Source organism: Methylocystis echinoides, assembly GCF_040687965.1.
GTDB lineage: Bacteria > Pseudomonadota > Alphaproteobacteria > Rhizobiales > Beijerinckiaceae > Methylocystis > Methylocystis echinoides_A.
In genome coordinates this window covers 2,282,983-2,305,661 of record NZ_CP156084.1, presented here as the reverse complement: position 1 = coordinate 2,305,661, position 22,679 = coordinate 2,282,983, and the positions used below count along the sequence as shown (strand labels likewise).

Sequence of the window (22,679 nt, the reverse complement as noted above, 5' to 3'; positions counted from 1 at the left end):
TCTTGTCCCTGTGTATACGAGATAAGCTTACCTTCGGCCTTAGCTACGATCTGCTCACAAGTCTCCCTGTTGCCAACATTACTCAACCCGATAATCGTTCCATTTTTCACAAACGTGCAGCATCCTGGGCCAAGGACAGGCTCCTGATCATCTCCCAGCGTTCCACTCGCTGCCTTCAATTCCATGAATAGTGCTGGATCGGCTTTCTTGGACGTCGTCATTGATCCTCTTCCTCTCCTTATGTACTAGCACAAAAGCAAATAATATAAAGCCGCGAGACGGGAGTGTGCTATGGGATATGCTCCGTCATCTTGGCGCATCCTCGCGGAGAGCTTTGCTCGCGCGTCTTGAGTTCATCGTTGTCATTTTACGAGAGCCGCTTCAGGAGGAGGCAAACCCCTGCGATTTGGCGGGAACAGTGCCTCCGCAGGGGCAGGGGCAGGGGCAGGGGCAGAAGGAAAAGGCTTTGTCCAAGTAATTATTACTGTTAAATTCGCGTCGTGCGCGTAGCATGAGAGCAGCATAATTTCCTGTGGCCTTGAATACGCGTATGTTGCTGATAGCCGCGCCTGGAGGGGTTGGTTGCATATCCGTTCTTCCCTTAATGCATTCTGTTTCAGCAATCGCATTCGACGCTAGAAGAAGAGAGACGATTAGCGTCCCCGCTAACGTTCGCTGCTTTGGGCTATAAGGGCTTCCGAAATTTGTGGCTCCGTCAAAATGCGCGGTGAAAAGTCCGTCAGATCTGAAACCCAACATCTTCGCCTCCCTTTGGCTAGAAGGGCGTCAAAAAATAGCAACCATATCTCGACGGTAAATGCTCGAAGCGTATCCATCGTTCCAAAAATTTTGCTATGATCCGCAGGACATGGCCGTCGGAGAAGCACCAAATTCATCATTCATGAGACCAGTCTCGTTACGCAGGCGATTGCGTCCAAGCGAAAATAAAGCTTGCCGAAGTGGGCAGGCCGCCGCCAAAGCGGCTCGAGTTTCTCGCCGTATAACGCTCAAAGGGCCTGCCGAGTCTACTCCGTCGCGGGGCTTTTTTCGCTTTCCTTCCGCTGCCTTATCTGTCTTTTCGATATCTTTCATGAACGCTTGTAGGGCCCCGCGAAATCCCCAAGCTTAAGGAAGGTCAATGCGCACCCTTCAGTCGGTTATTGATGAAATTCGAAACCTCCACATAATTGATTCCGCTGCCGCCAATTGTGTGACGAGCATATATTCTTCTGTGATTCGCGCCTTTCGGGATTGGGATGGCTTTCAAATCGAACCGGCTACTTCGGATACTTCAAGTGTTTTCGGCCTAGCGCAATTCCTGTCAACGCTCGCCTTACTTGTCGTCGTGTTTAACGTGTCCGATTTTCGTTATCGCTATCGACTCCACGTTACGCGCTACGATGTACGCAGGATTGCCATTCTGACTGCTAGCACTATAGCCTGTATTTTGCTGCTAACCGAATTCTGGTTTCAAAATGCGCTGCCCCTGCCCCATTTCCTTAATCATTACGGCAACATCAAAATTATACTAGCCGCATTTTTTCTTGGCCTCGTAATCTATATCGTTTCGGTATGCTTTCTCCGACCGGCACAGCTTCGGCGAGCAAACGCGGTGCAATTTTTCAACGCGACGACTCGCTTCATTCATCAGGGAGACAAAGATCGGCTTCAGGCGATCGCCGAAGACTTAGGCTTCACAATGGACGATATCTTTCGCCTAGCTGCGCAAGTCAGTTCTCACCGCAACCCTTCAAAGTTGTCCATTGATCAAGCTTGTGCGCATGATCTGCTGTTATCGCTCGCTGATCGGCGGTTTTGCGATCTCATCGTTGAACGCGATCCCGCTTTTGCAATTCGATGTTTCATGCTCGCGGCTGAATATCCTGACGCTCCGTTCGCTCAATTCTCTCGAAATGTCGGCGAAGAATTCATCGTCAACACAGGCTCGGCGTTTTACCAAGAGGAGAGCGGCTATAGTTCTGGATACTTTGGCTATGCAAAACCAATCACGAGCGCAGTCTTTGGATCTTACGAGTTAGTCGAGCATTGCGCTAGGAAAAGCGTCTCACCCTTGGATTTGCACTATTTGGTTATAAACACCCTTGACGCCATCCAAATGGAAGGCTTCAAAAGGGCTAGCCTAGCGTTCTTTAAAGCGTATCTCGAAAAAAATCCCTATCAAACCCATTCTTACGCTTTTGCGCGGCTGCTTGGATCTCTCAAGAGCTGCGCTAATGAGGTTTACAAAATAAATAGCCTAGCAGGCGCTAGTTGGAAGTCACCGGAATATGCGCGATTCGAGGCGGTTGCGGATTTTTTGAAAGAAGCTGTTACTCTGCTTGGTAAAAGTGGCATCAAAGCGCGTTCCCTTAGACCGAGCAAAGAGAAGTATCACGATGTTTATGACGCACTGGCTCATGCCATCTTGAGTCTAATTTCGCAGGCGGGAACCGTCGATGTTTCGTCATCTCTTTGCTGGAACGTGCAGCACAACATCGCATGGGATGTTCTATTCTCATTCCGCGATGGTTACACGTATTCCGTAATTAGATTTAAAGTGCGCCGCTTAATATACGACGAAATTATCCGGCATTCCGGCAATTTTAGGGGCGCTCGTTATCTTGGCTTTTGCCTGCATGTTCTCGGGTTGACGCCGGGTGATCGGCGTCACCTATTCGATCGCAACGAATACGCGTTGCGTGTCTGCGTGATAAAGTGGACAAAGAAAAATTATAAGACGCTTCTGGCCGAACATCCAAAGGTGGCACAAGCCTGCTTGCACGGCTCTGTAACCTATGACCCCGAAAAGCACCAACTCGTAAAGACTTTTAATAATGAGACGCGCAAAGAAGTAGCGAGGGAGGCTTTAGTTCTCGATCGGTAATAGAACTCACTTTGAAGGCCTACCGCGCTGGCGGTGTAGCTGCGAATCGTGCGTGGCGTGCCGCGTGATGTCCGCGCATTCGCGCGTTTAGGATGCCTGGCCCTTAATATTGGGCGAGCGTCTGCGCGGCGTCGAAAGCGTCCTTTGCGCCAGGCTCGTCGGCGCAGTTCGCGAACTCTCTGTGATAAGTGCGTTACTCGCTCCAGTTTTCATTGAAATCGTGGGGCAGGCCCTTTTTGCGGGGTTTCGTCGCGCAGGGGGAATCCCAGTCGCCGCTTGTAATCGTTATAAATCAGACCTTGCAGACTCGACCGGAAGCCATCCTTGTCTTCCACGTCGGCTAGCGCACCGCAACGAGCGCTACACAAGCCCGGAACCCCTCCGTTCCTATTTCTGTAAAGTTCCCTTGAGGACCCCGATTATCGTCTCCGGGTCTGCTCCGCCCATCTCAAACAGATATTCGGCGAGCCTCTCAATTTGATCCCAGTTAGCCTGCAAGACCTTCGGGACCAAGCCCTCCAATCCGCTTATCTCATCGAGCACCCCGGCCGTCGCGAGTTCTTGCCGGAGTAGCTCATAATCAGGTTCCGCACATTGCGGGTTAGGCGTGAGGCTCGCATCTCTTTCCGCTGCGATCCGCTCTGCCGCGAGACCTGCGACAAGAACCATACCCAAATCGAGCGCAACTTCGGGGTCACTGGCCGACGTTGCCGTTGGCGGCTTGCCTTTAGCGGTCAGCTTCGCGCGGCTGAGAGAAATGTAAAGCTCGCCCGCGCCGTAATTCTTCAAGTTTATCGGGCCACGTAAGGCGTGAAACTGAGAAGATGCGCCATGAGGGCGTGAGCTGCCTCATGATATGCCGCCTCTCGTTTTATTGTCATGTCAAAGTCTCCGTGCCCTACCCGGACGGAAGCTGATGCGCTAATTTTGTGTATCAGTTTGACACATACGCTAAAGCAGCAGCCCAAACACCAATGTCCAAGTGCGCGTTGGCGGCGCTGCTGTTCCGGAGCCCCGCAGACGGGTCGCGACCCCTGTTCGGCAATCCGCCAATCCTCGTCATTCCAGTTCTTTGTGTCTGTTTGCGCGGAGCCTAAGCCCATGGCAGGCAAGACCGCCTTGATGCTGCTCGTTACTTACGCATTCGCACCAATGCGATCCTTTGTGTGCGCAAGGAATCGCTTTTGCGGAGCGCCCCACCTGATAAGATGCTTAGATATCTTCTAACAGACCGGTAGAGGCATGCTATGTTTAGACGACTATTCGAGAGTTATATATTCTCTATTCGCTGGCTGCTGCTTCCGTTTATTTTGATGCTTAGCATCGGCGTGGTTGGCCTCATGCTGAAAGGGGCGAAAAATACGCTGAGTCTCATTCAAGAAATATACTCTGGCAAAAATGAATACATGAAAGGCACGGTGCTAGAGCAGATTGACCTAACTCTCATTGCTGCGCTGGTCATCTTAGTTGCGATTTCGGTTTACGGCAATTTCGTTTCCGCTCTTAGCCGCGAAGGTTTAGGCGGAAAACCAACCTGGATGACGGACGTTGATTTTACGAATCTAAAATTGAAGCTTCTGACCACACTTGTTGTAATATCGGCTGTAAGGCTTCTTGAAGTTTTTATGGACGTCCAGCAATTCGACGACCGCGATCTATATTTTTACATCTTCCTGCATCTAACCCTAGTAATTTCTCGGTTAGCCATGGGATTCTCCCAGCAGACAAGTGACAAGGGGTGATCCGAGCAAGGATTTTCAGAATTTCAAAAATCAGTGGGGATTGCTCCTATCGGGCAATAGATTTTTCCGTGCCCCTGTCCTGGCACTTGCGTCCTCCGCGCTCTTCCCCGCCCCGGGCTGTGAACGGGGAGTAAGGTCAAGCATAGCACGGGATATCTGGCCGGACGATGGATTGCCTACAGCCTCAGATTGCAAACTGAGACACTACCTCGGCGCGCTTGCAACCAGGCCCGATCTAATCGCCTTCAGCCTACCGGCGGCGCGCGATGATTAGGTGGATAAAGAGAAAGGACGGAGCAGGAACGCTTTCCACTGATTTTCCACGAGTCGAACGCGCATGTTCCTGCGCCGTTCTGCGCCGACCTGCGCGGAACGCGAAAATCAAATTTTCAAACACGCTTGTTTTTCAGAGGCTCGAATGGTGGGCGGCACAGGGATTGAACCTGTGACCCCTCCCGTGTGAAGGGAGTGCTCTCCCGCTGAGCTAGCCGCCCGTCGCGATCGACGCGGAACGCTTCCCTGTAAGAGACGCGCCGCCCTCCCGTCAAGTGCGCCGGAAACAAGAGGGGTCGAGCAGGGCCGTCGCGGCCGTCCACAGATCGTCGAAATGCGAGATGACCCGGTCGGGCGCAAACGCCGCCACCGGCGTGTCCGTATAGCCGAAATCCACCGCCACGACCGGGGCGCCGGCGGCCCTGGCGGTGTCGATGTCGGTTTTCGAATCCCCCACCATCACCACGCGGCGAGGGTCGCCCTGCGCCGCCTCGATCGTCAGCGTCAGGGTGCGCGGGTCCGGCTTGTGCATGGGGAAGGTTCCCCGCCCGCAGATCGCCGCGAAACAGTCGGCGGCGTCGAGCTTTTCGAGCAGCAGCCGCGCCAGACGCTCCGGTTTGTTGGTGCAGACGGCCAGGCGGAAGCCGGCCTGCGAAAATCGCTCGAGCGCGGGGCGCGCGCCGGGAAAAAGCGCGCTTTCGTCCGCGATATGCGCTTCATAATGGACCAGAAACTCCTCGACCAGCGGGTCGATCCGCTCTGGCGGAAGCGGGGCGCCGGTCAGGGCGAAGCCGCGCTCGATCAAGGCCCGCGCGCCGGCGCCGACGAGGCTGCGGGCCGCCGAAGGCGCAACCGTCGGCAGGCCCTCGCGGGCCAGCAGGACGTTGAGGGTCGCGATGAGGTCTTGGGCGGTGTCCGCCAAAGTGCCGTCGAGATCGAAAACAAGGATGGGCGGGCGCTGAATCATGTGACATCGGCGTAAAGGCCCGGGCCTTCGAGATCAAGCATGCGCGGCTGTATGTTTGGCGCGGCGCGCAGGCGCCGCGTATAAACGACGCAACCGATTCGCGGACGAGGAGGGACCAATGTGTCTTTCGCAGTATTGCCATGGCTGGCGACGCCTTGCGCTGGCGACGCCCCTGCTGGGGGCGGGCGTCGCCGCCACGGCCTCGGCGGCGGGCAATTACGAATTTCTGGCCGCGCCGCAGACCGACCTCAACCGCGTCTTCCGCCTGGATAAAGCGACGGGCGAGGTCGGCGCCTGCCAATATGGGCTGAAGGAGGGCTCGTCCATCGGCGTCACTCTGTGCTATCCGCCGGGCGAAGGCGCCAAGGCCGGGACCTTCAGCGAATACGCGCTCGTCGCCTCGCGCCACACGGGAGAGGGCGGCGTCTTCCGCGTCGATCTGCGCTCGGGCATGATGTCGATCTGCTTCGTTCTCAACGAAAGCTCCGTCGTCTGCACCCCCCAGGCCAAATAGGAATTCGCTCCGCCTTGACCGCAACTCTATCCGCCGACGCCATGAAGCGGGCCGCCGCACAGGCCGCGCTCGAGTCTGTCGCCCCTGGCATGCGTCTCGGCCTCGGGACCGGCTCGACCGCAGCGCATTTCGTCGATCTTCTCGGGGCGCGGGTGCGGGACGGGCTGGACGTCGTCGGCGTGCCGACGTCGGAGCGCACGCGGCTTCAGGCCGAAGGGCTCGGCATCCCGCTGTCGACCCTCGACGAGACGCCGGAGCTGGACCTGACCGTCGACGGGGCCGACGAGTTCGACGCCTCTTTGCGGCTCATCAAGGGCGGCGGCGGCGCGCTGTTGCGCGAGAAAATCGTCGCTGCGGCGTCCAAGCGCATGTTCGTGATCGCCGACGCGACCAAGGAAGTCGGCACGCTCGGGGCCTTTCCCCTGCCCGTTGAAGTCGACCGATTCGGCGCGCGCTCGACGCGGCTACATATCGAGCGCGCAGCGCGCGGGCTCGGGCTCATCGGCGCCATCTCTCAAAGAATGAGCGCGCCGGACGCGCCCTATCTCACAGACGGCGGACATTATATCTTTGACTGCGCCTTCGGCGCCATCGACGCTCCGGAGGCGCTTGCCGAGCGCCTCTCGACGATACCGGGCGTTGTCGATCACGGTCTCTTCATCGGCCTCGCCACTGCGATCTTCATCGCCGGCGCGACGGGCGTGCGCATTCTCGGCGACGTAGCGGGCGGCGCGGCATGAGCGATTACGACTACGACCTCATCGTCATCGGCGCAGGCTCCGGCGGCGTCCGGGCCGCCCGCGTCGCGGCGAGCCATGGGGCCAAGGTCGCCGTCGCCGAGGAGTTTCGCGTCGGCGGCACCTGCGTGATCCGCGGCTGCGTGCCGAAAAAGCTCTATGTGCTGGCGAGCCGCTTCAAGGACGATTTCGAAGACGCGAAAGGCTTCGGCTGGCGCGTCGGCGAGACCGCCTTCGACTGGTCGGCGCTGGTTTCCGCCAAGGAGAAGGAGATCACCCGCCTCTCCGGGCTCTATGAGCAGACGCTCGGCACCGCCAATGTCGAACTGATCCGCGCCCGCGCCACGATCGCCGGCCCCAACGCCGTGCATTTCTCGGACGGCCGCACGGCGCGCGCCCGTTACATTCTCGTCGCGACCGGCGGCGCGCCGGTGCTGGCGCCGCATATTCCGGGCCTGGAATGGGGCGTCTCGTCCAATGAGATCTTCGACCTGCCGTCCTTCCCGCGGCGGCTCCTCGTCGTCGGCGCCGGCTATATCGCCGTCGAATTCGCCAGCATTTTCACGCGCCTGGGCGCAGAAGTCGCGCTCGCCTATCGCGCCGATCTGCCGCTGCGCGGCTTCGACGCGGACCTGCGCCAACGCGTCTCCGAGGCCCTGACGGCCGCGGGCGTCGTTCACCGCGCCGGCGCCCTGCCGACCCGCGTCGACAAGAGCGCTCACGGCTATAAAGTCGCCATGAGCGACGGCGAAACCCGCGAGGTGGACGCCGTGCTGGTGGCGACCGGCCGTCGCCCGCTCACCCAGAATCTCGGCTTGGAGCGCGCCGGCGTCGCCACCCGCGAGAATGGCGCGATCGTCGTCGACTCCCAGTCCCGGACCAATGTGCCGTCGATCTACGCGGTCGGCGACGTAACCGACCGGATCAATCTGACCCCGGTCGCGATACGGGAAGGCCACGCTTTCGCCGACACGGTCTTTGGCGGCGCGCCCACGACGGTAGACTACGATTGCGTGGCGAGCGCCGTCTTCACCACGCCGGAAGTCGGCACGGTGGGGCTCACCGAAGAAGCCGCGCAACAGAAGTTTGCGTCGGTCGACGTCTACGAAACTTCCTTCCGGCCGATGCGCGCGACTTTGTCTGGCCGCGCCGAGCGAATTTATATGAAGCTTCTGGTCGACGGCGACAGCCAGCGCGTGCTCGGCGCCCATATTTTCGGACCCGAAGCCGGCGAGATGGCGCAGCTCATCGCCATCCCGATGCGCATGGGGGCGACAAAACACGATTTCGACGCCACCATGGCCGTGCATCCGACGGCGGCTGAGGAGCTGGTGACGATGCGCACGCCGGCGCGCAGGCTCAGGCGCGAGGGCTAGCGCCTCTGGGCTGCGCCCGTCGCGCCCGGGCTCGTCGCGGGCGTCCCCGACGCGGCCTGGAGCAGCCAGGCGAAGGGGTCGCGCCCGCAGCAATTTTCCTCTATAAGCGCCTCTCGCGCCGAGCTGCGGCGTCGGGGCCCGTCCATCCGGGCTGCATTTTCGCGGAGTTTGAGAAGTGGAACGCTGGACGCCAGGCAGTTGGAGAACCTTGCCGATCGAGCAGACGCCGGTCTATCGCGACCAGAAGGCGCTCGCCGATGTGGAGGCCCAGCTCGCCGGCTTTCCGCCGCTGGTTTTCGCCGGCGAGGCGCGCAACCTGAAACGCCAGCTTGCCGACGTGGCCGCCGGCAAGGCTTTCCTGCTCCAGGGAGGCGACTGCGCGGAGAGCTTCAGCGAGCACTCGGCCGACAACATCCGCGATTTTTTCCGGGTATTCCTGCAAATGGCGGTGGTGCTGACCTATGCGGCGGGTTCGCCCGTGGTCAAGGTCGGCCGCATCGCCGGCCAGTTCGCCAAACCGCGCTCCTCGCCGGTCGAGAAGAAGGGCGACCAGGAGTTGCCGAGCTATCGCGGCGACATCATCAACGACATCGACTTCACCGAGAAGTCCCGCGAGCCCGACCCGCAGCGCCAGCTCCTGGCCTATCGGCAGTCGGCGGCGACGCTCAATCTGATCCGCGCCTTCGCGGCCGGCGGCTTCGCCAATCTCGAAAACGCGCATCGCTGGATGCTCGGCTTCGTCAAGAGCAGCCCGCAGTCGGAGCGCTATCAAAAGCTCGCCGACCAGATCACCCAGACGCTTTCCTTCATGCGCGCCATCGGGCTCGACCCCGAGCACCATCCCGAGCTGCGCCAGACGGATTTCTATACGTCGCACGAGGCCTTGCTCTTGTGCTACGAGCAGGCGCTCACCCGCGTCGACTCGACAACGGGCGACTATTACGCGACCTCCGGCCATATGTTGTGGATCGGCGACCGCACCCGCCAGGAGAACGGCGCGCATGTCGAGTTCATGCGCGGCATCCGCAACCCGATCGGCCTGAAATGCGGCCCGAGCCTGACGCCCGACGGGCTCATGCGCTTGATCGACGCGCTCGATCCCGAGAACGAGCCGGGCCGGCTCACGCTCATCTGCCGCTTCGCCGCCGACAAGATCGGCGATTCGCTGCCCGCGCTCGTGCGCGCCGTGGCGCGCGAGGGCCGCAATGTCGTCTGGTCCTGCGATCCGATGCATGGCAACACGATCAGCGCGGCGGGCTACAAGACCCGGCCCTTCGACCGCATCATGTCGGAGATTCGCGGCTTCTTCGGCGTGCATCAGGCGGAGGGGACCTATGCGGGCGGCATCCATCTCGAGATGACCGGCAAGGACGTCACCGAATGCACGGGCGGCGCCCGCGCCATCTCGGAAGACAATCTGCGCGACCGCTACCACACCTATTGCGATCCGCGCCTCAACGCCGAGCAGGCGATCGAAGTGGCCTTTTTGGTCGCGGAGCTGCTCAAGGCGGAACGCGTCGCCCGCGGCCTGCCGGAGCAGCACGCGGCGGAGTGAGCGGCTGAGGTCATGAGTTTCGAGAAGCGCGGCGCCGGAAATCGCCGCGCTTCTTGTTTGTTGGGGACCGAAGATGGGCGACGCTTGTGACCCGTTCAACCTCCAACGCTTCGTCGAGGCGCAGGCGGCCAGCTACACGCGAGCGCTCGCCGAACTGCACGCCGGTCGCAAGACCAGCCATTGGATCTGGTATGTCTTTCCGCAACTGAAGGGGCTGGGCTTCAGCGAGGCCAGCCGGTTCTATGGCCTCTCCGGGCTCGACGAAGCCCGCGCCTATCTCGCGCATCCGGTTCTCGGCCCGCGCCTGCGCGAATGTGTCGAGGCGTTTCTGAACAGCGGCGCGGCTTCGGCGAGAGAGGGGCTGGGCGCCACCGACGCCTTGAAATTTCGCTCGTCGCTGACGCTCTTCTCCTGCGCGGCGCCCGGCGATCCGCTGTTCGCGCGCGCGCTCGCACTTTACTTTCCGGAAGGAGCGGATGCGGACACGCTCGCGCGGCTGAGAAATGATTAGAGGTCGCGGGCACCCCGCTGTTGCAGAATGCGATCACGCCCCTCGTGCTTCGAGACGCCTGCTGCGCAGGCTCCTCAGCATGAGGGGCTTCTGCATTTCGCGTCGCTCATTGACGCCTTACGCCGAGTAGCTGTCGAAGCGCCGCGTCTGAAGCGACGAGGCGCCGCCCGGCCTCAGCCCGCCGTATCCTCGACTTCGCGCACCGTCATGGCGTTGCCGTGCCAGACGAAGTCGTCGAAGAGCAGCGCGTCGACGAACATCACCGGCAGCAGCAGGTCGCGCATCAGCAGCGCCAAGGGCTTGCGCCAGTCGAGCGGAAAGCCGCAGACTTTCGCGAGCCACAATTCGCCGCCATGCAGCGCGCCGACGATTGCCGCCGCCGTCAGGCCCGCGATCGTTGGGTCGCCGCCGAATTCCAGCGCGGCATAGGCGCCGAGCACGACGGCGACGAAGCTGCCGTTCATGAATTCCGGCGCATAATGGGCCGGGAAGGTCACGCGACGCAGCCGCGCCCAGCGCACATGACGCGAATAGACCTCATGCGCCGTGCGTTTGCCGAGCGGCTGCTCGAAGGGCATGTCGACGAGCCGCACCTTCATGTTCTGGGCGCGGATGATTTTGGTCGAGGCGGCGTCTTCCGCGATCTCCGCGCCGAGCGCGCGAATGCCGCCGGCCCGATCGAGCACCTCGCGCCGCCACATCATATTTTTGCCCTGCGCGAAGCCGACGCCGATCGCCTCGGCGCCATATTGCCAGCGCGCCTGGAACGTATTGAGAATGGCGCATTCGACCATCGCCCAGAAGCCGGTGGGGCGCGATCCGATCGGCATGGATACGGTCATCGCCGTATTGGGCCCGAAGGCGGCGAGCATGGTCTGCACATAATCGCGCGGCGGCAGGGCGTTGGAGTCGGCGAGAATGACGTAGTCGTAACGCGCCGCCTGCCAGCCCTTGACGCAATTATTGAGTTTGGGATTGGCGCTGACGTAATCGTCACCGATCAGCAGCCGCGCCTCGCGCGCCGGATGTGTCGCGATCAGCCGCTCGACGAGCGGAATGATCGGATCGCTCGGGGACTGGACGCAGAAGATGATCTCGTAATGCGGATAGTCGAGATCGAAAGTGGCGCCGAGGGTTTCTTCCGAGAAAGGTTCGAGACCGCGCAGCGGTCGGACGATGCTCACGGGCGGCGTGTCCGCCGGCGCCGGCAGGGTCCGCGGCCGGGCGCGGCATTTGCGTCCCATCAGCCACATGCTGGCGAAGTTCATGACGAGGATGAAGGCGCACCAGCCGGCGCAGATATAGGCAAGGATCATGGAAGCCTTTAGGTCAGGCGCCGTGGGAGAGCGAGTCGCGGCGCAGCCGGAGGCTCGCCGCGACATGCCGGTCGCGGCGGCGCGCGAGGCCCGGACGCGGCCAATTCGATATTCCACCTGACAAGCACGCCGACACTTGGCAAAAGGGCTGCGGCGCGAGAATCTTTTCGCGACGTTCGTTTTGCGAAAACTCCTGACGAAGCTTCCTCATGACCTCTCCGATCGTTCGTTTCGCGCCATCGCCCACGGGCCGCATCCATATCGGCAACGCGCGCGTGGCGCTCTTCAACTATCTCTTCGCCGCAACGCACCATGGACGATTCATACTGCGGTTCGATGACACTGATTTCGCCCGCTCCAGCGAGGAGTTTGCGGCTGCGATCGAGGTGGACCTCGCCTGGCTCGGGATCACGCCGGACGCGACCTTCCGGCAATCCCAGCGCGTGGCGCTCTATGAGGCGGCGGCGGCGAAACTGCGCAGCGCCGAACGCCTCTACCCCTGCTACGAGACGCCCGAAGAGCTCGAAAAGCGCCGCAAGATGCAGCAGGCGCGGGGGCTCCCGCCCGTCTACGACCGCGCCGCGTTGCGCCTGACCGAGGCCGACCGCTCGAGGTTCGAAGCCGAAGGCCGGCGCCCGCACTGGCGTTTCAGGCTCGACCCTGGCGTCGTTGAATGGAACGACCTCATTCGCGGCCCGGCGCATATCGATTGCGCCGCCCTGTCCGATCCGGTGCTCATCCGCGAGGACGGGAGCTTCCTCTACACCTTGCCCTCCGTCGCCGACGACATCGACATGAGCGTCACCCATGTGATTCGGGGCGAGGATCATGTGACGAATACGGCGGTGCAACTGCAGCTCTACGCCGCGCTCGCGCCGCAGGCCGCGCCGCCGCTCTTTGCGCACCACAATCTGCTGATCGGCGCGGGCGGCGAAGGCCTCTCCAAGCGCACCGGCTCGCTCTCCATCGCCTCCTTGCGCGAGGAAGGTTACGAAGCCATGGCCGTCGCCGCGCTGGCGACGCTCACCGGCTCCTCCGACAACGTCCACGCCGTTCGCTCGCTCGCCGAATTGGCGCAAAGCTTTGACATTGCACATGTGTCCCGCAATCCGGCGCGTTTCGATCCGGACGATCTCGAGACGCTTACGCATCGCACTCTGGCGCTCTTCGACTTCGAGGACGTGCGCGACCGGCTCGCGGCCCTCGACGTCGTCGGCCACAAGGCCGAACCGCTGTGGCGCGCGGCGCGCGGCAATCTCGCGCGCTTCGACGATATTCTGGAGTGGTGGCGCGTCGTCGAAGCCGAGATCGAGCCGACCCGCGAAGATCCGGCCTTCCTGAAGGAAGCCGCCGAGCTTCTCCCCGCCGAACCCTGGGACGAAGCGAGCTGGGCCGCCTGGACAGCCGACGTGAAGACTGCGACCGGGCGCAAGGGCAAGGCGCTGTTTCACCCGCTCCGTTTGGCGCTGACCGCGAAGGAAAGCGGGCCGGAGCTCGCGGCGCTGCTGCCGCTCATCGGGCGCTTCAGGGCCTTGTCACGGTTGACCGGCGAGAGCCGGATCGCTTGACAAGCCTTGCGCCCAGAGGACGCATCGTGTCGTCTGTCTCCATGCCTGATGAGTTTCAGACGACGCCGACGATGACGCTCGCGGCGGCGAGCCGGGTCTGGGCGCGCGTCGCGCTGTTGAGCTTCGGCGGACCCGCCGGGCAGATCGCGCTGATGCACCGTGTGCTCGTCGACGAGGAGAAGTGGATTTCTGAGCGCCGCTTTCTGCATGCGCTCAATTTCTGCATGCTGCTGCCCGGCCCCGAGGCGCAGCAACTCGCGACCTATATCGGCTGGTTGATGCATGGCGTTCCCGGCGGCTTGATCGCGGGCGGGCTCTTCATCCTGCCCGGCGTCGTCGCCATCATGGCGTTGAGCGTCATCTACGCCGCCTATGGCGAGACGCCGGCGCTCGACGGGGCCTTCTTCGGACTGAAGGCCGCCGTTCTGGCGCTTGTGTTTTCGGCAGTCTGGCGGCTCGGCAAGAGAGCCCTGCAGACTCGCGCGCAAAAAATCATCGCCGCAGGCGCCTTCCTTGCGCTCTTCTTCCTCGACGCCCCCTTCCCGCTCATTGTCCTTGGCGCTGGGATCGTCGGCTTCCTTGGGAGACGCTTAGGCCTCCCCACGGCCGCCGCTGCGATGTCGACGTTCGAAGGCGAAGCGCGCGCAGAGCCGGACTCGCGCTCGGCGTTCTTCGCCGCAGCAGTCCTTGCGGCGCTCTGGCTCGTGCCGGTCGCCGGGCTCGTGGCGGCCTTTGGACGCGATGACGTCTATGCGCGGATCGCGGTGTTTTTTTCCAAAATGTCGGTTGTCACCTTCGGCGGCGCCTATGCGGCGCTCTCCTATGTCGCGCAAGAGGCGGTGGAGCGTTTTCACTGGCTGACGGCGCCGGAAATGCTCGATGGGCTCGGCATGGCGGAGACGACGCCGGGCCCGCTGATCATGGTGCTGCAATTCGTGGGCTTCATGGCCGCCTTCCGCGAACCCGGCGCAACGGCGCCGCTGGCGGCCGGCGCGCTCGGCGGCTTGTTGGCCACCTATGTGACCTTCATTCCCTGCTTCTTATGGATTTTCGCCGGCGCGCCTTTCGTCGAGCGGCTGCGCGGCGACAGGGCGCTGGCCGAGGCCCTGGCCGCCATCGCTGCGGCGGTCGTCGGCGTCATCGCCAATCTGGCGCTGTGGTTTGCAACGCACTTTCTGTTCCGGGGGCAATGGACGCTCGCGCCCCTGCCCGCGCAATTGCCGGATATCGCCACGCTCGACGCGACGTCGCTGGCGCTCTCCCTTGCCGCCGGCGCGCTTCTCCGCTTTGGCCTCGCGCCGGCGCTCGGCGCGAGCGTCGGCGCCGGACTGCTGCTCAAACTACTGTAAATTACCCGCCGAGCGCCGACACGCCGAAGAGATAAGGGTGCAGCACGAGGAAGAGCGCATAGAGCGCCGTGCCGGCGCCAAGCGCAATGGCGTCGCCCCTGGTGAAGGCGCCGAGCCGGGGCGCGCCGAGATCGCCCCGCCGCTTGACCGCGATACGGTCATAAACTCCAAAACCCAGCAAGGAGCCAAAGAGCAGCATCCCGCCGAGGTCGCCATTGGCCAGGAGATGCCCGAGGGCCCAGCTCTTGAGCGCGACGAGCGTCGGATGGCGCAGCCATCCCCTGATGCGCGACGCGGGCGCGCGGCGGCTCGCCAGCGCGACGAAGGCGACCCAAACGAGCGGCATGGTGAGATGGCGCGTCCAATGCGGCGGCTCCCAGACCGGGATCAGGCCCTCCGCCCGATAGCGGGAAAAGCCCCAGATGATGAAAACCAGCCCCAGCAGCGCCACTGCTGAATAGGCGCCCTTATAGGCGTTGGCGCCATATTTCTCGACGAGCGCGGCGCGCGGGCCGCGCAGGGTCGAAAAGACATGGACGCCGACGAAAAGCACAATTCCAAGAATAAGAATAAGCATGCCTGCCTCGCCGCCGGTCGAATCGTCCTCGAAGGGACGCTTGCTGACCTATAGCACAGGCATGACGCGAGGCCGCGCTCGCCAAGCAAGGCTAGAAGCAGCGGACCTGCGCTTCCGCCTGGGCGCGGCGAAGCGTCTCCAGCATGTCGCGCGCGGCGCCGGTGTTGCGCATCAGCGAGCCGACCTGCCCCGCCTGCTGATTGAGGCTCGCCACCGTCTCCGCGGAAACGTAGCTTTCATAGGGCAGGATGCTCGCGATCACGTCGACGGAGCAGGAACATTGCTCGAGCGACAACCGCGTGTCGCCGTTGGCCTTCATGCAACCGAAGACATAATCGGCGCGGGCCGAGGTCGGATAGTCGTTGACGTCGGCCGCGGCCGCGGGCGCGGCGGCCAGCAGCAGGGCGACGAGCATGAGGCGCATGGCGCTCCCCTTGTTGAAAAATCGGCGACTTGAGCCACTCTACCCTCTCGCGGCGCAGGCGTGAACCATCCCTCCCGCCCCGCTTGATCTTTGACGAGCAGGCCGCAATTTCAATCGGGACGCCGCGCGACGGCGGTCCGCTCGGCGTCGACCGGAGAGTTGTGAGCGTGCGCCCTCTGTTCGTCGCCCTGTCCGCATTTCTCATCGTCATGGCGACCGTGGTCGGCGCCCCGGCGGCGCGGGCCCACGGCGCGATGCAGCGAACCCAGAACGCGTGCATTTTGAAGATCGGCCCCGACCTTATGTATTTTTCGGGCTACCAGCCGGCCGCCTCGCATCGCAAATTCTGCGAAGACGCGCCGGTGACCGGCAAGACGATCTTCGTGCTGGACTACGCCCAACCAGAAATGCGCGAGATGACGGCGGATTTCCGCATCGTTCGCGACACAGGGCGCGAAGAGGACCCGGAGCAGCTCGCGGATATCACGGTCGCCTATCTGCCGCCGAAGGTCTATCCGCACGGCACGCTGAGTTTCGAGCATAATTTTCGCGAAGCCGGCTATTTCGTCGGCATTATCACCCTCGACGGTCCGCGCGGCGAGCGCTGGGTGTCGCGCTTTCCTTTTGGCGTGGGGCGACTCTTTCCGGCGCGGGCCCCCTATTACCTCCTTGCCGCGGCCGCGGCGCTCGCCCTGCTCGTGCTTCTGTGGGGCAAGGAAGAAAATGTCACGACGCCGCGCTGACCGAGCGCGACGCCGCCCGAAATGGGCGACGCACAACCAACCTGGGCGGCGAGATTCTCGCGTGGCGCGAAGTCCAAAAGATTTGTCATTCTAAGGGCTTGCGCAGGGGAAAAGGAAACATCATTGTGCGCTCATGAACGATCTCGGCTGGCGCTTTGCAGGATTCGAATACTCGCCTCATACCGGGTTGCGGCGGGGTGGAGTCCAAATCCCAGTTGGCCCTCAGGCCCGACAACTCTTGGAGCTGCTGCTCGAGGCCAAGGGCGGCGTCGTTTCGAAAGCTGAGATCGGCGCGAGACTTTGGCCCGGTCGTCCGCCTTCGGATGATTCGATCGACCGCTGCGCCTATCTGCTGCGCAAGCCCCTCAGAGAAGCCGGTTACGGCGATCTCATCGCCACGGCTTACGGACGCGGCCTCTCCCTGCGGGCCAAAGTCGAGGTCGTCGATTCCGACCTCGAGACGGCGCGACCGCCGGAAGAATGCCTCAGCAGCCGCACGCTGGATCTGTGGCAAGCAACCTATGAGCTCGCCGGCAACTGCACGCGGGACGGTTTCGAACGCGCGCAGGAAGCCGTGGCCGCCGCTGCGCAGCGCGACGAAACCTCGCCGGCGGTCTGGTCGCTGTCCGCCATCATCGCCGCGAGCCGCGTCTCCGCCGGCTATCTGAGGCCGGCCGAGGCCGCGGAGATCATCGAGAAGGACGCGGGCCGCGCGCTCGTCCTGGCGCCGGGCTTTCCGGCGGCCCTGGCGGTCCTCGGCTGGGCGCGGGCGACATTGCTGGCTCGGCCCGCGGACGGTCTCGCGATGCTGGACCGGGCGGTGGCGCGGGACCCTCGCTATGGCAGGGCGCGCGCCTTTCGCAGTTGGGCCTTCGTCAGCCTCGACCGTCTCACCGACGCCATTGACGAAATCGAGGCAGGTCTTCACGTCTCCCCGCACGACCGCGCCCATCTGAACATGCGCGCCTGGCTCGAGCTTTGTAATGGCAATCTCGACGGCAGCGCGACGCTCGCGGACCAGGGGCTTCGGACGCGGCCCGACGCAACCTATCTGACGAGCGTGCTGGCGATTGTGGCGAGCCTTTCCGGTCGTCACCAAGAGGCCGAGAGAACGGCGCGCGACGCCCTCATGCTTTCTCCAGGCCACCCCATCTTGATGGCGGTTCTCGCCTATGTCCTGGCCGTGGCGGGAGATAGGAGCGCCGCCGAGGCGACGCTCGCCGCCGCGCATGACGGCGAGCAGGTGGCCCCGCCGCATCTCTTCACGGCGGCAGCGCAGTTGGCGCTCGGCAAGCCTGACGACGCGGCGCAGACGTTGCGCCGCGGCCGCGACGAGGGCTGTCCCTGGTTCGCCTTCGCTCCTTACGATCCGCGCCTCGCCGCCCTGCAGGAGGACATCGGTCGGCTGCGGGCGGAGCGGAACAGCTTTGCCGGTTGAAATTGCCGGCGGCATGGCCTTAATGCCCCATTGAATCGCGGATCGCCGCATGCACATGGGGAAAGCCTAAAATGATCGGTCGTCTCAACCACGTCGCCATCGCCGTCGACAGCGTCGAAAAAGCGTCGCAGGTCTATCGCGGCGCCTTGGGCGCGAAGGTGTCCGCCCCCGAGACCGTCGCCGAGCATGGGGTTACCGTGGTTTTTGTCGAGCTGCCGAACACCAAGATCGAGCTTCTCGAGCCCTATGGCGAGAATTCGCCGATCGCCGCCTTCGTCGCGAAGAATCCGTCGGGCGGCATCCACCATGTCTGCTACGAGGTGGACGACATCCTTGCCGCCCGCGACAGGCTGAAAGCCTCCGGCGCGCGCGTGCTGGGCGACGGCGAGCCCAAGATCGGCGCACATGGCAAGCCCGTGCTCTTCCTGCACCCAAAGGATTTCTGCGGGACGCTCGTCGAACTCGAGCAGGCCTGAGCCGATGCCCTTCCCCCTCCCCCTCGCCCTGGCGATCTATGTGACGATCTGGTGGATTGTCCTGTTCGCGGTCCTGCCGCTCGGGGTCCGCTCGGCGGAGGAGGCGGGCGAGGAGCGTCCGGAGGGAACCGATCCCGGCGCCCCGGTCGCCCCGCAGCTGGGCAAGAAGGCGGCGCTCACGACGGTGATCGCGGCGATTGTCTTCGCCCTCGTGGCGGTCGCCGCCAAATACCTCATCCCATAGGAAAGCGGCTCCGCTCCGCGATCGGGGTTGACCAGCCGGACGAGGGCCGGTAGTTGATCGAAGCCCGCGCGAGCGAAGAAGCGAGCGGACCGACCCGCCCGATTCTTCGCCTCGCCAAGCGGCGGGCATGGAACGAGCGCGTAGCTCAGTCGGTAGAGCATCTGACTTTTAATCAGGGGGTCCTGGGTTCGAGTCCCAGCGCGCTCACCAACAACCCCACATATGAGCATTGTGAGAACGGTTCTCGGAGCGGTTCAACGACCGAGGACGTTTTCAAAAGCGCTTTCGCTATCGGTCGAGTTCGGCATAGTGGCGGAATATGCCGCTCTCGTTGAAAGCGGTGCGCCGGTCGCTCTCGAGATAACTGCGGATGCGCGGGCGTTGCGCAACCGCTTGACGCAGAGCGGCCACTCCCGGGCAATCCGCGAGCACGGCGTTGGCGGCTCGTGGAAATGCATAGAGTAAGCCCTCTGTGACCTGGAACAGCGAAAGATCCGCATAGGTCACACGATCACCGACAAGATAGGGCCCGTCTTCTCGCTTACGTGCGGTAATTTCCTCGAACCAGCGGAGGTATTTTTCGATCCTGTTTTCACGAAAGTCGCGCGCCCGGCGCAGCGCCTCGGGCTTTTGTTCTTCATAATATAAATGAGCGCCCAGGGGATGGTGCGTGTCGTGAGCCTCGCTGACGAGATCGGCGATCGTGAGCTGGATTTGATGCACCCAAAGCCTCTCCGCCTGGTCTGTCGGCGCCAAGCCATGACGCTCGCCGAGGTAGAGAAGGATCGCCGCCGTCTGGCCAATGAGGACATTCCCATGTTTCAGGAAGGGCGGCGCAAAGGGCGGGTGGAGGAGATCCGACCGCTCGAGCAAAGCAAGGAGGGTTTCTTCGGCGCCGGGCTCACGCGCCTTGTCGACGTAAGCGACCCCCGCCTCTTCCAGAGCCAGCCGGACAAACTCCCCGCGCCGCGCAATGCCCGGCCAATAATAAAGCTCATAACTCATCGCTCGACGCGCCGACGATTGCGAACCCAGCAATAAACGCGGCGCGCCCGCCCTCCGTTCCTGCGAGCGGTTAGTGAGAACGCGCTCGAACAATTGCTGCGCCTAATCATCCGCTTGCGGTCGAACGTAAGGCGAATGGAAGGGGTTGAAATTAGACACGCGCCGACGATGAATAAGGGGCAACGTCGCGGTAGAGCAGCGCCGCACCAAGCGCGGGATGCTGTGATCAGGTTAGCAAAAATCAGATTTTGGACATAACCTTGGCGTAAGAGGGTCGGCGCTCCGCTGCAAGCTACTGAAAATGACCCTCGAAAAAGACAATCGCTCGCCTCTTTCCGCCTCCCACCAAATCGAGCGTTTGCGTGCGGAGCAATTTTCTCACATTGCCCGGCACACGCCCGGGGTGATGCTGGCGAATATTTGCAACGCCACTGTCTTTATGGCGGCCTCGTGGGATCGACCCTACCGCATTGCCGCCTTGTGCTGGGGCGCGCTTGTCATCGCGATTGCGTCCTTCGTCTTCCTGCGCCGCAAGACCCGGCGGACCTCGACTTACAGGCCGGCCGCTTCATCATCCCGACGTGGCGTCTACCGGGCCGTAGGCTACGCGGCGGCGCTCGGCTCTTGTTGGGGGGCCCTTCCCTTACTGTTTTTGGACCAGGCAAGCGTGGGCGGCAAGCTGCTGATTGCTTGTCTGTGTTCCGGGATGTTGGGCGGCGGAGCTTTTGTTCTGGCAAGCATACCTCCAGCAGCGGCGGCGTTCTCCGGGCCGATTGCGCTCGGATCGTTCGCAGCCTTGCTCGCTAGCGGCGATAGAGACTATCTGCTCACCACCATCGTTCTTGCGGTTTACAGTGCGGTCTTGATGCGGGCCGTCTGGAATTATGCAGAGGGGCTCGAGCGTCGGGTGAAGACTCAGGTCGAGGCGGAGAGCAAGGCAAGCGAACGATTGGCGAGGCTGCATGCGTCTGGCTTGCATGCGCTCGGAGGCATGGCCAGCGGCTTGGCGCATGAAATCGCGCAGCCTCTGGCGGCCGCCTCCGCCTACGTCGAAACCTCCAAACGCCTCCTGCGCGAGCCCACCTCCGAGGCGCTGCCTTTAGTCGAGCGCAATCTTCAAGGCGCTTCGGAGCAAATTGGACATGTTGGCGACATCGTCGACCGCCTTCGTCACTTTCTCTTGGAGGGAAAGCCCTCTTCGAGCCTTGTCCACCTGCGCTCGCTCATCGAGGAGGCGTGCAGAGCCAATCGTCGCGCCCTGGAAAACGCCAATGTGCGCGTGCATCTCCGGCTCGAGGCGACCAAGGACGCCGTACAGGCCGACCGCGTCCAGATCACGCAGGTCTTGGCAAACCTTCTCAGAAACGCCATCGACGCAATGGAGGGCGTCTCGGACCGCTCGATCATGATCGCCTGCGTCAACGAGGACGACTGGGTGCGAGTCGACGTTGCTGATTCAGGAGCGGGCGTCGACGAGGGCGTGCGAGAAAGCCTTTTTGAACCGTTTATGACGACGAAGCCTAAGGGGATGGGCGTCGGCCTCGCCATGAGTCGCTCTATTGTCGAGGCGCACGGAGGCCGCATCTGGATGGAGCCGAATGCAAAAGCGGGATCAACCTTCAGTTTCGTCCTGCCGTGCGATCGTTGCGCAGAAGCGTCGATAACGACTTAACAAGCAGACATCGTGCGGCGGCCTCCAGAAGATGACAGAAAATCGTTACTCTGTCGTTCCGCTGACTTCCATGATGCAAAGGCTTGCAAAGAAAGTGTCTCTTTCAGAAGCCTGCTTCGAGAGGGCCCACCAAGTGTCGGCGTCGTCCTGCGTCATCATGCCTGCGGCCGCGCACTGGTCTTTGACTTTGTTAAGATCGAAAATGACGTCGGCGTCATTTAATTTGTTGGTCCAGAAAGTATGGACGTGGGCGTCAAGATGTTTGACGCCGCACTCGTTCATCAGCGACGCCAGCTCGCGCCCGATAAACGGGTTTCGAATCGAGCGCTTGAATAAACCGGCGATTTTGCTGCTATCGTCAAATTCGCCGTTGAACAGAACAAAGGTTTCCCAGTCGGGCTCGCAGGTGACAATGCGACCGCCCCTCTTGGTGACGCGGACCATTTCCGCCAATACGGCCTCGGGATTTTCCATATGTTGCAGCGAACGATCAATTCGCGCAGCGTCTACCGAGTGATCGACGAGCGGCAACCGATGGCCGTCGCCAAGCATAAACTTGAGATTAGCGGCGCACGCCGCACGCTCTCTGGCAATGGCCAGGAACTTCTCGCTGTTATCGACGCCGACAAAATTTGTGTTTCGATACGCCTCGGCGAGGTGGATCAGGTCCGAGCCCGTTCCGCATGCGACATCCAGGATGACCTGCTCGGGGGCAATGAGCAGTGATCGCCACGAATGGGATTTATACGCTTTGAAAAACGCCAGCTCGTTCATGAAGTCCAAACAGTGGAGAAGCTTGCTGAACAGCTCCCCATCCACGCTACGAAACCCGCTGCCTATGTTTCCGGTCATGAGTTGATGTGCTGATTGTCTCGACGAGCTCGATGGTCGAACAGTATCAGCGCCGCCGCAAGAAGATTGGCGTAGGCGGTGGCGCCCATTTCAATAAAGCGGTCTATGTCCTGAGTCATGAGCCGGCGAAGCGTCGCAGTGTCTCGGTCGATGAGGAGATAGCTCGCAAGCAACTTACGGCACTGCGACGAATCCAAGATTCTGGGGTTTGAACTTGTAAAAGCCTTCATCTTTAAAATTCCAGTATAGAAAAACAATATGCAGTAATGGAAAGTCTCGTTTACAGCTTGCCTCGTCCGGCGTCAATCGTGATGTCGCCGGGGCGAGGTTGAGCCGCCGCTTCTCTTTCGGGATAGCGGCAAGTCATTTCCGAAAGACCTGGTCCGGTCGATCCGCAGGCCTGGAACGGTCGTTGGTTGCGGCATGCTCCGCACCCCGCCGCAGCTGTCGGATCGA

At 62.0% G+C, this 22,679-nt stretch carries 22 protein-coding genes and 2 tRNA genes; 15 read left to right on the top strand and 9 right to left on the bottom strand.

All coding sequences use genetic code 11. The features are described 5' to 3' along the window. Window positions 1-1,138: 1,138 nt before the first annotated feature. Window positions 1,139-2,884, top strand: coding sequence for a hypothetical protein (locus RVU70_RS11240; protein ID WP_363346257.1), 1,746 nt, complete (start codon window positions 1,139-1,141; stop codon window positions 2,882-2,884). A gap of 387 nt (window positions 2,885-3,271) precedes the next feature. Here RVU70_RS11240 and RVU70_RS11235 read toward each other — a convergent pair whose 3' ends face one another. Further along, window positions 3,272-3,673, bottom strand: a complete 402-nt coding sequence (locus RVU70_RS11235; RefSeq protein WP_363346255.1) for a hypothetical protein — start codon at window positions 3,671-3,673, stop codon at window positions 3,272-3,274. Window positions 3,674-4,131: 458 nt separating this feature from the next. Between RVU70_RS11235 and RVU70_RS11230 the strand changes: the two genes are divergently transcribed. After that, window positions 4,132-4,626 (top strand): YqhA family protein, encoded by a 495-nt coding sequence (locus tag RVU70_RS11230; protein ID WP_363346253.1) that lies wholly within the window; start codon window positions 4,132-4,134, stop codon window positions 4,624-4,626. 419 nt (window positions 4,627-5,045) lie between these two features. Here RVU70_RS11230 and RVU70_RS11225 read toward each other — a convergent pair. Continuing rightward, window positions 5,046-5,120: transfer RNA gene (locus RVU70_RS11225), tRNA-Val, on the bottom strand. 50 nt (window positions 5,121-5,170) lie between these two features. After that, window positions 5,171-5,866, bottom strand: coding sequence for an HAD family hydrolase (locus RVU70_RS11220; protein ID WP_363346251.1), 696 nt, complete (start codon window positions 5,864-5,866; stop codon window positions 5,171-5,173). A 118-nt stretch (window positions 5,867-5,984) separates the two neighbouring features. On the opposite strand from RVU70_RS11220, the gene RVU70_RS11215 reads away from it, so the two are divergent. The 5 genes from RVU70_RS11215 to RVU70_RS11195 all read left to right on the top strand — a co-directional run bounded on the left by RVU70_RS11215 (window position 5,985) and on the right by RVU70_RS11195 (window position 10,559). Beyond that, window positions 5,985-6,380 carry a hypothetical protein gene (locus tag RVU70_RS11215; protein ID WP_363346249.1) on the top strand — a complete coding sequence of 132 codons (396 nt, stop codon included), beginning with the start codon at window positions 5,985-5,987 and terminating at the stop codon, window positions 6,378-6,380. Between the two features lie 41 nt (window positions 6,381-6,421). After that, window positions 6,422-7,120, top strand: coding sequence for a ribose-5-phosphate isomerase RpiA (gene rpiA, locus RVU70_RS11210; RefSeq protein WP_363351306.1), 699 nt, complete (start codon window positions 6,422-6,424; stop codon window positions 7,118-7,120). Further along, a complete protein-coding gene (gor, locus tag RVU70_RS11205; RefSeq protein ID WP_363346247.1) occupies window positions 7,117-8,493 on the top strand; it encodes a glutathione-disulfide reductase in 1,377 nt (458 codons plus the stop codon). Before rpiA ends, gor begins: the two co-directional genes overlap by 4 nt. Before the next feature lie 175 nt (window positions 8,494-8,668). Next, window positions 8,669-10,048, top strand: coding sequence for a class II 3-deoxy-7-phosphoheptulonate synthase (locus RVU70_RS11200; protein WP_363346245.1), 1,380 nt, complete (start codon window positions 8,669-8,671; stop codon window positions 10,046-10,048). Between the two features lie 73 nt (window positions 10,049-10,121). Further along, entirely contained in the window at window positions 10,122-10,559 is a 438-nt protein-coding gene (locus RVU70_RS11195) for a DUF1810 domain-containing protein (RefSeq protein ID WP_363346243.1), read from the top strand. A 173-nt stretch (window positions 10,560-10,732) separates the two neighbouring features. On the opposite strand, the gene RVU70_RS11190 is transcribed toward RVU70_RS11195, so the two are convergent. Continuing rightward, on the bottom strand, window positions 10,733-11,875 hold the full coding sequence (locus RVU70_RS11190) for a ceramide glucosyltransferase (RefSeq protein ID WP_363346242.1): 1,143 nt from the start codon (window positions 11,873-11,875) through the stop codon (window positions 10,733-10,735). A gap of 209 nt (window positions 11,876-12,084) precedes the next feature. Here RVU70_RS11190 and gltX point away from each other — a divergent pair, with 209 nt between their 5' ends. Both gltX and chrA read left to right on the top strand, forming a co-directional pair. Continuing rightward, complete coding sequence (gltX, locus tag RVU70_RS11185; protein WP_363346240.1) at window positions 12,085-13,443, top strand: glutamate--tRNA ligase; 1,359 nt, start codon at window positions 12,085-12,087, stop codon at window positions 13,441-13,443. 41 nt (window positions 13,444-13,484) lie between these two features. Continuing rightward, the gene (chrA, locus tag RVU70_RS11180) at window positions 13,485-14,792 is read left to right on the top strand and encodes a chromate efflux transporter (RefSeq protein ID WP_363351304.1); all 1,308 of its coding nucleotides are present in this window, start codon (window positions 13,485-13,487) and stop codon (window positions 14,790-14,792) included. Between the two features lies 1 nt (window position 14,793). Here the strand turns inward: chrA and RVU70_RS11175 are convergent, their stop codons facing one another. Together RVU70_RS11175 and RVU70_RS11170 are read right to left on the bottom strand one after the other, a co-directional pair. After that, window positions 14,794-15,369: an NnrU family protein gene (locus RVU70_RS11175; RefSeq protein ID WP_363346238.1), complete on the bottom strand. Its 576-nt coding sequence runs from the start codon at window positions 15,367-15,369 to the stop codon at window positions 14,794-14,796. A gap of 91 nt (window positions 15,370-15,460) precedes the next feature. After that, entirely contained in the window at window positions 15,461-15,793 is a 333-nt protein-coding gene (locus RVU70_RS11170; RefSeq protein WP_363346236.1) for a hypothetical protein, read from the bottom strand. A gap of 161 nt (window positions 15,794-15,954) precedes the next feature. Here RVU70_RS11170 and RVU70_RS11165 point away from each other — a divergent pair, with 161 nt between their 5' ends. From RVU70_RS11165 to RVU70_RS11145, 5 genes are all read left to right on the top strand, one after another. After that, on the top strand, window positions 15,955-16,536 hold the full coding sequence (locus tag RVU70_RS11165) for a hypothetical protein (RefSeq protein ID WP_363346234.1): 582 nt from the start codon (window positions 15,955-15,957) through the stop codon (window positions 16,534-16,536). Between the two features lie 133 nt (window positions 16,537-16,669). Continuing rightward, window positions 16,670-17,974 carry a winged helix-turn-helix domain-containing protein gene (locus tag RVU70_RS11160; RefSeq protein WP_363346232.1) on the top strand — a complete coding sequence of 435 codons (1,305 nt, stop codon included), beginning with the start codon at window positions 16,670-16,672 and terminating at the stop codon, window positions 17,972-17,974. Window positions 17,975-18,045: 71 nt separating this feature from the next. Beyond that, a complete protein-coding gene (mce, locus tag RVU70_RS11155) occupies window positions 18,046-18,450 on the top strand; it encodes a methylmalonyl-CoA epimerase (RefSeq protein WP_363346231.1) in 405 nt (134 codons plus the stop codon). A 4-nt stretch (window positions 18,451-18,454) separates the two neighbouring features. Further along, window positions 18,455-18,694: a DUF1467 family protein gene (locus tag RVU70_RS11150; RefSeq protein ID WP_363346229.1), complete on the top strand. Its 240-nt coding sequence runs from the start codon at window positions 18,455-18,457 to the stop codon at window positions 18,692-18,694. A gap of 134 nt (window positions 18,695-18,828) precedes the next feature. Beyond that, window positions 18,829-18,904 (top strand) — tRNA-Lys (locus tag RVU70_RS11145). 78 nt (window positions 18,905-18,982) lie between these two features. On the opposite strand, the gene RVU70_RS11140 is transcribed toward RVU70_RS11145, so the two are convergent. Further along, complete coding sequence (locus RVU70_RS11140) at window positions 18,983-19,699, bottom strand: glutathione S-transferase (RefSeq protein ID WP_363346227.1); 717 nt, start codon at window positions 19,697-19,699, stop codon at window positions 18,983-18,985. Between the two features lie 301 nt (window positions 19,700-20,000). Here RVU70_RS11140 and RVU70_RS11135 point away from each other — a divergent pair, with 301 nt between their 5' ends. Then, window positions 20,001-21,371: an ATP-binding protein gene (locus RVU70_RS11135; protein ID WP_363346225.1), complete on the top strand. Its 1,371-nt coding sequence runs from the start codon at window positions 20,001-20,003 to the stop codon at window positions 21,369-21,371. Window positions 21,372-21,416: 45 nt separating this feature from the next. Here the strand turns inward: RVU70_RS11135 and RVU70_RS11130 are convergent, their stop codons facing one another. Beyond that, the gene (locus RVU70_RS11130; RefSeq protein ID WP_363346223.1) at window positions 21,417-22,223 is read right to left on the bottom strand and encodes a methyltransferase domain-containing protein; all 807 of its coding nucleotides are present in this window, start codon (window positions 22,221-22,223) and stop codon (window positions 21,417-21,419) included. Next, on the bottom strand, window positions 22,220-22,453 hold the full coding sequence (locus tag RVU70_RS11125; protein WP_363346222.1) for a hypothetical protein: 234 nt from the start codon (window positions 22,451-22,453) through the stop codon (window positions 22,220-22,222). Before RVU70_RS11125 ends, RVU70_RS11130 begins: the two co-directional genes overlap by 4 nt. Window positions 22,454-22,679: the final 226 nt, after the last annotated feature.

Excerpts from the sequence above, each read along its gene's own strand:
- RVU70_RS11190 (WP_363346242.1), bottom strand. The coding sequence starts at position 11,875 with ATGATCCTTGCCTATATCTGCGCCGGCTGGTGCGCCTTCATCCTCGTC.
- RVU70_RS11230 (WP_363346253.1), top strand. The coding sequence starts at position 4,132 with ATGTTTAGACGACTATTCGAGAGTTATATATTCTCTATTCGCTGGCTG.
- gor (WP_363346247.1), top strand. The coding sequence starts at position 7,117 with ATGAGCGATTACGACTACGACCTCATCGTCATCGGCGCAGGCTCCGGC.
- rpiA (WP_363351306.1), top strand. The coding sequence starts at position 6,422 with ATGAAGCGGGCCGCCGCACAGGCCGCGCTCGAGTCTGTCGCCCCTGGC.
- RVU70_RS11160 (WP_363346232.1), top strand. The coding sequence starts at position 16,670 with ATGAACGATCTCGGCTGGCGCTTTGCAGGATTCGAATACTCGCCTCAT.
- RVU70_RS11170 (WP_363346236.1), bottom strand. The coding sequence starts at position 15,793 with ATGCGCCTCATGCTCGTCGCCCTGCTGCTGGCCGCCGCGCCCGCGGCC.
- RVU70_RS11130 (WP_363346223.1), bottom strand. The coding sequence starts at position 22,223 with ATGACCGGAAACATAGGCAGCGGGTTTCGTAGCGTGGATGGGGAGCTG.
- RVU70_RS11215 (WP_363346249.1), top strand. The coding sequence starts at position 5,985 with ATGTGTCTTTCGCAGTATTGCCATGGCTGGCGACGCCTTGCGCTGGCG.
- RVU70_RS11140 (WP_363346227.1), bottom strand. The coding sequence starts at position 19,699 with ATGAGTTATGAGCTTTATTATTGGCCGGGCATTGCGCGGCGCGGGGAG.
- RVU70_RS11220 (WP_363346251.1), bottom strand. The coding sequence starts at position 5,866 with ATGATTCAGCGCCCGCCCATCCTTGTTTTCGATCTCGACGGCACTTTG.
- RVU70_RS11240 (WP_363346257.1), top strand. The coding sequence starts at position 1,139 with ATGCGCACCCTTCAGTCGGTTATTGATGAAATTCGAAACCTCCACATA.
- chrA (WP_363351304.1), top strand. The coding sequence starts at position 13,485 with ATGCCTGATGAGTTTCAGACGACGCCGACGATGACGCTCGCGGCGGCG.
- gltX (WP_363346240.1), top strand. The coding sequence starts at position 12,085 with ATGACCTCTCCGATCGTTCGTTTCGCGCCATCGCCCACGGGCCGCATC.
- RVU70_RS11150 (WP_363346229.1), top strand. The coding sequence starts at position 18,455 with ATGCCCTTCCCCCTCCCCCTCGCCCTGGCGATCTATGTGACGATCTGG.
- RVU70_RS11195 (WP_363346243.1), top strand. The coding sequence starts at position 10,122 with ATGGGCGACGCTTGTGACCCGTTCAACCTCCAACGCTTCGTCGAGGCG.
- mce (WP_363346231.1), top strand. The coding sequence starts at position 18,046 with ATGATCGGTCGTCTCAACCACGTCGCCATCGCCGTCGACAGCGTCGAA.
- RVU70_RS11125 (WP_363346222.1), bottom strand. The coding sequence starts at position 22,453 with ATGAAGGCTTTTACAAGTTCAAACCCCAGAATCTTGGATTCGTCGCAG.
- RVU70_RS11135 (WP_363346225.1), top strand. The coding sequence starts at position 20,001 with ATGACCCTCGAAAAAGACAATCGCTCGCCTCTTTCCGCCTCCCACCAA.
- RVU70_RS11175 (WP_363346238.1), bottom strand. The coding sequence starts at position 15,369 with ATGCTTATTCTTATTCTTGGAATTGTGCTTTTCGTCGGCGTCCATGTC.